Origin of the sequence: Microcoleus sp. (genome assembly GCF_049646505.1) — a bacterium.
Classification (GTDB): domain Bacteria; phylum Cyanobacteriota; class Cyanobacteriia; order Cyanobacteriales; family Microcoleaceae; genus Microcoleus.
On sequence record NZ_JBARVX010000505.1, the window covers coordinates 1 to 7482 of the forward strand.

General features: G+C 43.7%; 9 protein-coding genes and 1 pseudogene. 4 read left to right on the forward strand and 6 right to left on the reverse strand.

The features are described 5' to 3' along the window. Positions 1-975: 16S rRNA (cytosine(967)-C(5))-methyltransferase RsmB (rsmB, locus tag WBA89_RS24125; RefSeq protein ID WP_424409989.1), on the forward strand; the 975-nt coding region annotated here is incomplete at its 5' end. 592 nt (positions 976-1567) lie between these two features. Here rsmB and WBA89_RS24130 read toward each other — a convergent pair. The 3 genes from WBA89_RS24130 to WBA89_RS24140 all read right to left on the reverse strand — a co-directional run bounded on the left by WBA89_RS24130 (position 1568) and on the right by WBA89_RS24140 (position 4023). Further along, positions 1568-2035, reverse strand: a complete 468-nt coding sequence (locus WBA89_RS24130; RefSeq protein WP_424409991.1) for a GNAT family N-acetyltransferase — start codon at positions 2033-2035, stop codon at positions 1568-1570. After that, positions 2032-2547 (reverse strand): cupin domain-containing protein, encoded by a 516-nt coding sequence (locus WBA89_RS24135; protein WP_424409992.1) that lies wholly within the window; start codon positions 2545-2547, stop codon positions 2032-2034. Before WBA89_RS24135 ends, WBA89_RS24130 begins: the two co-directional genes overlap by 4 nt. Positions 2548-3303: 756 nt before the next feature. Further along, the gene (locus tag WBA89_RS24140) at positions 3304-4023 is read right to left on the reverse strand and encodes a hypothetical protein (RefSeq protein WP_424409993.1); all 720 of its coding nucleotides are present in this window, start codon (positions 4021-4023) and stop codon (positions 3304-3306) included. A gap of 172 nt (positions 4024-4195) precedes the next feature. Between WBA89_RS24140 and WBA89_RS24145 the strand changes: the two are divergent. After that, a pseudogene (locus WBA89_RS24145) lies at positions 4196-4543 on the forward strand (NAD(P)(+) transhydrogenase (Re/Si-specific) subunit beta); the annotation flags it as partial. 176 nt (positions 4544-4719) lie between these two features. On the opposite strand, the gene WBA89_RS24150 reads toward WBA89_RS24145, so the two are convergent. Then, the gene (locus tag WBA89_RS24150; protein ID WP_424409995.1) at positions 4720-4959 is read right to left on the reverse strand and encodes a type II toxin-antitoxin system HicB family antitoxin; all 240 of its coding nucleotides are present in this window, start codon (positions 4957-4959) and stop codon (positions 4720-4722) included. A gap of 236 nt (positions 4960-5195) precedes the next feature. Between WBA89_RS24150 and WBA89_RS24155 the strand changes: the two genes are divergently transcribed. Both WBA89_RS24155 and WBA89_RS24160 read left to right on the forward strand, forming a co-directional pair. Next, positions 5196-5417: a COP23 domain-containing protein gene (locus tag WBA89_RS24155; RefSeq protein WP_424410000.1), complete on the forward strand. Its 222-nt coding sequence runs from the start codon at positions 5196-5198 to the stop codon at positions 5415-5417. 30 nt (positions 5418-5447) lie between these two features. After that, the gene (locus tag WBA89_RS24160; RefSeq protein WP_424409996.1) at positions 5448-5702 is read left to right on the forward strand and encodes a hypothetical protein; all 255 of its coding nucleotides are present in this window, start codon (positions 5448-5450) and stop codon (positions 5700-5702) included. A 277-nt stretch (positions 5703-5979) separates the two neighbouring features. Here WBA89_RS24160 and WBA89_RS24165 read toward each other — a convergent pair whose 3' ends face one another. Both WBA89_RS24165 and WBA89_RS24170 read right to left on the reverse strand, forming a co-directional pair. After that, positions 5980-6783, reverse strand: a complete 804-nt coding sequence (locus WBA89_RS24165) for a GUN4 domain-containing protein (protein WP_424409998.1) — start codon at positions 6781-6783, stop codon at positions 5980-5982. Continuing rightward, positions 6741-7112, reverse strand: a complete 372-nt coding sequence (locus WBA89_RS24170; RefSeq protein ID WP_424409999.1) for a trypsin-like peptidase domain-containing protein — start codon at positions 7110-7112, stop codon at positions 6741-6743. Before WBA89_RS24170 ends, WBA89_RS24165 begins: the two co-directional genes overlap by 43 nt. Between the last annotated feature and the right edge of the window lie 370 nt (positions 7113-7482).

Genomic DNA, 7482 nt, shown 5'->3' on the forward strand with positions numbered 1-7482 from the left:
AACTCCCCCCCTTACCAAGGGGGGGCTGGGGGGGGTTTCAATTCCCTAAAATTACCCAAAAACCCGATCCAACGCCTGGGAATTCTGCACAGCTTCCCCGACTGGATTGTCGAATTGTGGCTCGAACAAATAGGCGAAAGCGAAACAGAATTACTCTGCAAACGGTTCAATCAATCCCCCGCAATTGACCTGAGAGTCAATCCTTTAAAAAGCTCGATCGACCAAATCGAAACAGCCTTCAAAGCCCGCAACATCTCAACCAGCAGAATCCCCAACTTGCCCCAAGCTTTAAGGCTAAATAGCAGCACCGGTGCAATCCAAAATCTCCCCGGATACAGCGAAGGTTGGTGGACAGTCCAAGACAGCAGCGCTCAATTAGTCACCCATTTACTAGGGCCGCAGCCAGGGGAAATTATCATCGATGCCTGCGCCGCACCGGGAGGGAAAACCACCCACAGCGCCGAATTAATGCAGGATACAGGCACTATTTACGCCTGCGACAAAACCGCCAGCAGACTCAAAAAACTTAAAGAAAATGCAGACAGACTCCAGATGAAATCAATCAAAATTCATACCGGAGACAGCCGCCAGTTCCCAGAATTTATCAACCTAGCAGACAGAGTTTTATTAGATGCACCTTGTTCCGGCCTCGGAACCCTGCACCGCCGCGCCGATGCCCGCTGGCAACACACACCCGAAAACATTCAACAACAATCGCAATTGCAATCGGAATTGCTAGCAAATACCGCGACGTTTGTCAAGTCCGGCGGCGTATTAGTTTACGCAACTTGCACGATTCATCCTTTAGAAAACGAACAAGTTGTGCGATCGTTCTTAGATAGCAACCCTCACTGGCAAATCGAACCGCCAACCATTGATTTGCCCGTCCAACCATCACCGGAAGGATGGGTGAAAGTTTGGCCGCACAAATATCAAATGGACGGCTTTTTTATGGTGCGGCTAAAGCGAAATTAGATTGTTTTGTAGGGCGAATTTACCAACAATCTCTGCCTCTCATCCAATATCTAGATAGGGTTTGCTGAATAATCGATCGCATATTGCGCGGTCTGGGTTTTCGATCGCGCTCCGCGTGAATAAAGTGCAAGATAAACAGGTAATATCGTTTCCGGTAGCATCGGAATGATTTAACCGCAGAGAACACAGAGTACACAGAGGGAGAGAATATATATCTGAATCATTCCGATGTTACCGGATTTGATATAAAATAGGTCAAAACCCGTGCACCGCCACCTGCGAGCTCCTGTACAGAAAAGCTGAGCTTGCTCCCCCCTCACCCTGCGACTTTGAACTCCCCTCATGTGGAAGGTTGTCACTCCTCAACCGTTGGGTAATACCAATTTCATAAAGTTATGCTACATAGCCAAACAAAGACGGCTCACCCGCACCAAAAGAAGACAGGCAATTAAAAAATAACTTCAATATATCAAAATAAATTTAGCTCATTTCTATCCGCGCAGATCGCACCCTGCAATCGCAATTATTCAACAACTCAAACTTAAAATCAATTCATAAATTCACCATCTTAAATTCATAAAAGTCATAATTATCAAGAACCTTCTCGATACTGCATAATAGTTACAGGAACTCTGAATAAAAATTTAGCTAACTGAGACAAACCGAACTTGAATTTCAGGGACTGCGGTAAATCTTGCACAGGAACTTCTAGAAAGCCAAAGCGGCTGTAAAATGATGCGAGTCGCTTTCCCAAACATTCTAAATATAGCGGTTTCGTAGCTTGTTGAATTAAATATTGTGTGAGGTAGCTTCCCAAACCGATCTCGCGCCAATCTTTCGCCACCACCAAACTGCCCAATTCTTGCGCCCCCTCAAAGTTCCGCAACTGCCCGCAAGCAGCCAACTTTCCCTCACATTCGATGACCCAGAATTGCTCCCAGCGCAACTGAGTAGGATCGAGTTTGGCGCTCCAAACTAACATTCTAATTGATTTAATATCTGAAGCTGAGGCGGCGCGGATCGTACATCCAGACGGCAACGAAAAATCACTTTGATTCATGATGATTCCTGTTGGCTTTCTCGTTTGGCTTGGGCTTTCAACATCCTTTCTTTTAACCGTGCATTTCTCTCAGCAATTTCGGAATTTCCCTCATACCAAGGCGGAACATCGTCATAATCGGGGATTCCATCATCTATCAGATAGCGCGCGTTGGGTTGCTTGGGATAACCTGCGGCCAATCCTCCAGTACAGATCGCAAATAAAGCTGTATTGTCAGCAGCTTTTAATGCTCTCTTTGCTGCAGGAGAAACTCTCACAATATCGCCGCCCTCAAGTGTCAATTGTTCCCCATCTACAACCATCAGGCCCTTGCCTTCAACTACAATATAAACTTCTTCTTGTTCTGCGTGGCTGTGAGTAAAGGTGTAGCCCTCGCCAGCCGGCAAGCGAATCAAACCTAAAGCTACTCCTTGCAGATTTAGCTGTCGCCAAGGGTTGGTGAGTTGAGGCAAATTCTTAAAATCAAAGTGAGCTTTACTGAATTTATTGTTATTTTCAGAATCTAGTTCCATATTATATATTTAAGTAGAAGAGGTGTTACGAGAAATTATACCAGCGACGCGCTTTAAAATGCGAAATACTTCGTAAAAATCCTGGGCACGATCGATTACGAACTTATAAGATAAAGCGTACTGCGGAGTGTCTTGTTTAATCAGTTTGATGAATCTGAAGTTGCTGCCATTTGTCAGAAGCCCAAAATTGGGTATGTCTGGATTGGGGTTACTCAGCATATAATAGAGTAACTGCGGAAGTCCAGCTTCAACGGAGTATTGCGATCGTTGAGGGCTAGCTGAAAGTTGGGTAACGCTGCGCTCAACCCAACCTGCGAATAATTCGATCGCACAATAAATAAAACAGGACTTATTTTATAATAAGTCCTGGGAAGCTACTAAGCGAGCATTTTCTCAATTTTGTTAAACACTGAACTCAAAAACCGACTTGACAAATTGTCCAATTCTGTGCCAATCTCCTCAGACTGTTCTAGTAGAGGGTTTAGCCTCTCCTCGGAGACTGCAAAGCAGGGGAAACGGTAAAAACCCTGCACCACTTGTTTTTGTTTTAACCGCTAAGGTCAACCGGAATTAACTTTTATCGTCTCAATTACAGCATTGTTCGCCAGTCGCTTTCCAGACACCGTTCTCCTAAGGTTGGCGATTCACAGGTAAAACAGCAAAACACCTGTTCTGGTTAACATTTGTTTGTTATTAATGCTGCATTTTTCTATTGTGTGCGATTTTGAGAAAATGTTAGCTATTGTACAGAATTCTTTACATTTTTGGGATTTGTTTTGGCACGCTCGTATCGATTTGTCGCAATCGCTGTTGAATGCGGTTGAATTCTTTTTCTTCTTCTGTAAGCAAGGTATTCTCGATCGGCGATCGCATATCCCACTGCAATTCTGACAATAACAGCAAACAACCTGCCATAATTATGCCTGTGGTTAGATATTGCCAAGGAGCAACAAAAATTAATAGAGGGATGCCGAATAAATGAGTTAGTCCGATCGCGATAAAAGTGCGCGATCGCAAACCCAAACCAGTCAACAGATACCCGATCGCGCTTAAACCCAACCACAAATCGCACAGGTGCTGCAGCAAACTTCCCCAACCGGTAAAAATGCTGTAATCAGTGATTGCCAAACCAGCGATCGTCAAAATCGCCCAAGAGTAAAGAATCCAGCTAACTCGCTCGACTCTTACCCAAAACAAAGTCAAAACCGCCATGATCGCAGTGCCAATTAGAGTCAAAGTTGACCACATAATCGCCTGAAAGCTCCAACTGATGGGGACAAACTGAGCCGTAAAAAAAATCCCCCCCGTCACCAAGCCCCAAAGCAGAAAAGTTTGGTCGATGCGGGTATAAAGTCCAGAGAACAAAGTAAGGTTTCCTATTTGCCAGCGCAGTCGCAACAGTCCTTCTAGATCCTGTACGTCAAGATGTTCCTGTTTGCAGCGGATGAGAGGTTCAGAGGCGTTGAAAAAAGTCATTCGGTGTGAGGGCGAATATTCAGTTTTGCGTATTGTAACAAATCTTAAAGAAGATTTTTAATATTTTTTTTTGTTCTCCGGCTCTGCCTGGGGAGGTAGATTTTGAGGCTCTGCCTCCGGCGAGTCTGAGACTTGCGAGGCCGAGCCTCTAGATATCGATTCCCAGGCACAGCCCGGGAACCAGGGAAATGTGTTGTTGGCGGAAGCAAACGTGCCTTATCCGCAGTTGTACGATATGGACGATATCAACCCGCAATTTGAAGAAACGGATGTGGCGTTGGTAATCGGCGCGAATGATGTGGTGAATCCGGCGGCGCGTCACGATACGGCTAGCCCGATTTATGGGATGCCGATTTTGGAGGTTGATAAGGCTAAGCATACGATCGTAATTAAGCGCGGGATGAGTGCTGGTTTTTCTGGTGTTGACAATGAGTTGTTTTATAAGGATAAGACGATGATGTTGTTTGGTAGCGCTAAGGATGTGGTTGCGAAATTGGTTGCTGAGGTGAAGCAATTGTAGGATTGCGAGGCTCAGAAACCGGGTTTTTTTACGAAAATATTTCGTTGTAGTCGATAGATTTGATAAAAAACCCGGTTTCTTTAGAGAAACTCGGCGGTTGAAACCGCGTCTACACAAACAAAGTCCGCGCAACGCGAGACTAAGAAAATAAGCGGGTATTTAAGTCTAGTTTGATATCAATATTCTTCAGTCGGCGGAGGCCGACTTTGTTTGTGTAGAAGCGATTTCAATCGCCGAATCTTATCAGCTTCAGAAGGATCTACTGTTTCAAAAAATAGTTCCAGCGCCTCGATTATATTTTGTCGCGCTTCTTCTATATTGTCACCTTGGCTGGCAATATCAAGTTCTGGGCAAAGGGATACATATCCGTCGCCTTCTCGTTCAATAATTGCTGTAAACTGTTGTGTTGACTTCATAATACTATAATAGCATTATTCGACATCGGGGAAGTTTTCGGGAATCCGTTACTTGGCTGATGTAGAAATTCTCAACTTATTATCGCTCTTGTTGTCTATCAAAATTTGATCGAGGATTCTGTACCGTGAGTAATAGTGGAAAGTTCTTTAACGTCGCAAACCTGACTATCGGTGTGCTAGGTTTGTTAGCTGCTGTTGGCGGTGCGGGAATTGCTATTGTTCAAGGTTAGCCGCCCCTGTTATTTGGACAAAATACTCGTTTTTCCTGCCAACTTCAGCCAGATACTCAGCGGGGTAGTGAAGTTTGGACTGTCATGTACCGTCACGATAAAGGTCAACAACCTTGGCTAAAAATGGTCACAACTTTAGGCAGTGATTATACGCCTGTAAGACGCTGCCAAATAATTTCTGAAACCTTGAACGGTTATCGCAAAGATGGTTTAATTAAGTTAGCTTAGAGAGACGAGCCTAAGACGCCGAATCAATACGTGATTTGTGCTAAAACTAAGTTAAGTGGCGATGGTTGTCCGCTGGTGTTGACGTTGAATCCCGGTAGCGATACGCAGGCTTATCAAGCAATGCGAGATATGACTGAAAATTTGCTGAATGGTGGTACTGGGGTTTATCAAAATAGCGAGGGCAAGTTGGCAACTTCTCAGTTTTCTCCGTCTTCGCCAGAGATTGATTTAACTCCTTTTTTGGCTGAAGAGGATCGGATTGCTGGATCTAATTCTGCTAAGTGATATTAAATTTATAGGAATTACGCATGGGGTTCAGAAACCGGGTTTTTTACGAAAATACTTCGTTACATCTCGCAGATTCGGAAAAAACCCGGTTTCTTTGGTCGGATTGCGTAAGTCCTGATTGATTAAAAAGTTCGTTTTGGCTAATTGTTATAATCCTCAAGTTGCTGGTAATATCCTGGCTGGCAAGTCGCAGTGCCAGGTATCGGAAACCCAGACACCGCATGACTTAGTGAATTTTGACTCTCTGACAATTTTTAATAAAAACTTAAAGCCTTTATAGGTTACAACTTACAACTCTCTGCACGAGAGAAGAATATTTCTCTATGAAGATACCTCTATTGCCCAAACGACCTATTCGGGGATCATCACCAACCGGGAGGTGGGCTGATGGTGCATTTGTATTGAAAGTTAGTTGAGAGTATTCCAGCCATTGTTCCTTTTCTCCTTTCGATTTCCAGCCGAGCGCCTCAGCGTAAGCTACCCATACTTTTCTATCATACTCTTTAGTGCCACCAAGACTTTGATAAATCTGCTTCTGCACCGAAAAGCCGAAGCGTCCATCACTGTATTTTACCCAAAGTCGATCCATCGCCCGCAAATCTGGACAGGAAAAATTTTCGATATTTTCAATGTCTAGCCAACCTTCTTTTTGTCTCCCCGCCACTTCTAATATTTTGTTACCAGTTTCCCCATCTGCTTCTTTCCACTTCCCGGCCACCAATAACTGTTCCAGTTTAGTATAATCTGCCTTAGCAAGGGGTTGATTTTCCCAAGACTGATTTGCCAGATAAGTTTTAATTGGAATTCCCCTCGGCAATTTATCCTTCGCCTGCCCGTGAACTGCAACCACTTTACCGCTAGCATCTAAAACAGGCGCGCCACTTATGCCAACAGAAACTTGAGCTGTATAGTTAATTCCATAGCCCTCCGTCAAGACAACATTAATCCTCGATACTGAACCTTCCAAAAATTCCGGCGCTAAATCTTCGTTTTGAAGAACAGGAAAACCAGAAATATAGATTTTATGTCCTACTTTCAGCTCGTTAAATCGCCAAGATTGACACTTTGATAAGGACAATTTTCCCCAGCAGACTTAAACGTCACCACTGCTAAATCGTAAGTAGGACTTGTTTGAATACTGTCAGTTGTATGACCTTGTTGATCCTGATAAGTTTGCAGTTTCAAACTATAGCCTTTAACCACATGACCGGCCGTGAGAACAGTGCAAACTCCCTTTTTTCCCGGTACAATAAACCCGGTACCGTGTCCGCCTTGATTTTCGTAGTAAATCAGCACGAGGCTCTTGTTAACTGTTTCAGCAATTTCTTGAGATGACTTCTGCTGGGAGCAACTTGTTAAGGAGAGTCCGATGAGGGTAAAAATTAGCCAGCAAGAGCGGAATTTCATAGATTTTGCTGATATTTTTATGGATTAAGGGAGTAAATGAATAATTCCTACAACAGTGATGTGTTGTTTTCCAAGTAGGAGATTAATGTGAAAGTATACCAGTTTTTTGCGATCGTAGCTACGGATAAGGAGATGGGAGCGATCGGAGGTGACAAGTTAAGATTCAGGACTTACGCACTCCGACTAAGAAACCGGGTTCTTACCGAATTTGTGGACAGTAACGAAAGATTTTTGTAAAAAACCCGGTTTCTGGGCCTCATGCGTAAGTTTTTACAATTAAATTTCCCATTTATCCCAATATTAGGTAAAATTATTTGGGTGTCTGAGGATAAACTATATGCGCTTAGTTAAATATATTACGATCGCCATT

Bases quoted from the DNA above. Each gene is read 5' to 3' on its own strand.
- WBA89_RS24130 (WP_424409991.1), bottom strand. From the start codon at position 2,035: ATGAATCAAAGTGATTTTTCGTTGCCGTCTGGATGTACGATCCGCGCC.
- WBA89_RS24135 (WP_424409992.1), bottom strand. From the start codon at position 2,547: ATGGAACTAGATTCTGAAAATAACAATAAATTCAGTAAAGCTCACTTT.
- WBA89_RS24150 (WP_424409995.1), bottom strand. From the start codon at position 4,959: ATGAAGTCAACACAACAGTTTACAGCAATTATTGAACGAGAAGGCGAC.
- WBA89_RS24170 (WP_424409999.1), bottom strand. From the start codon at position 7,112: ATGAAATTCCGCTCTTGCTGGCTAATTTTTACCCTCATCGGACTCTCC.
- WBA89_RS24140 (WP_424409993.1), bottom strand. From the start codon at position 4,023: ATGACTTTTTTCAACGCCTCTGAACCTCTCATCCGCTGCAAACAGGAA.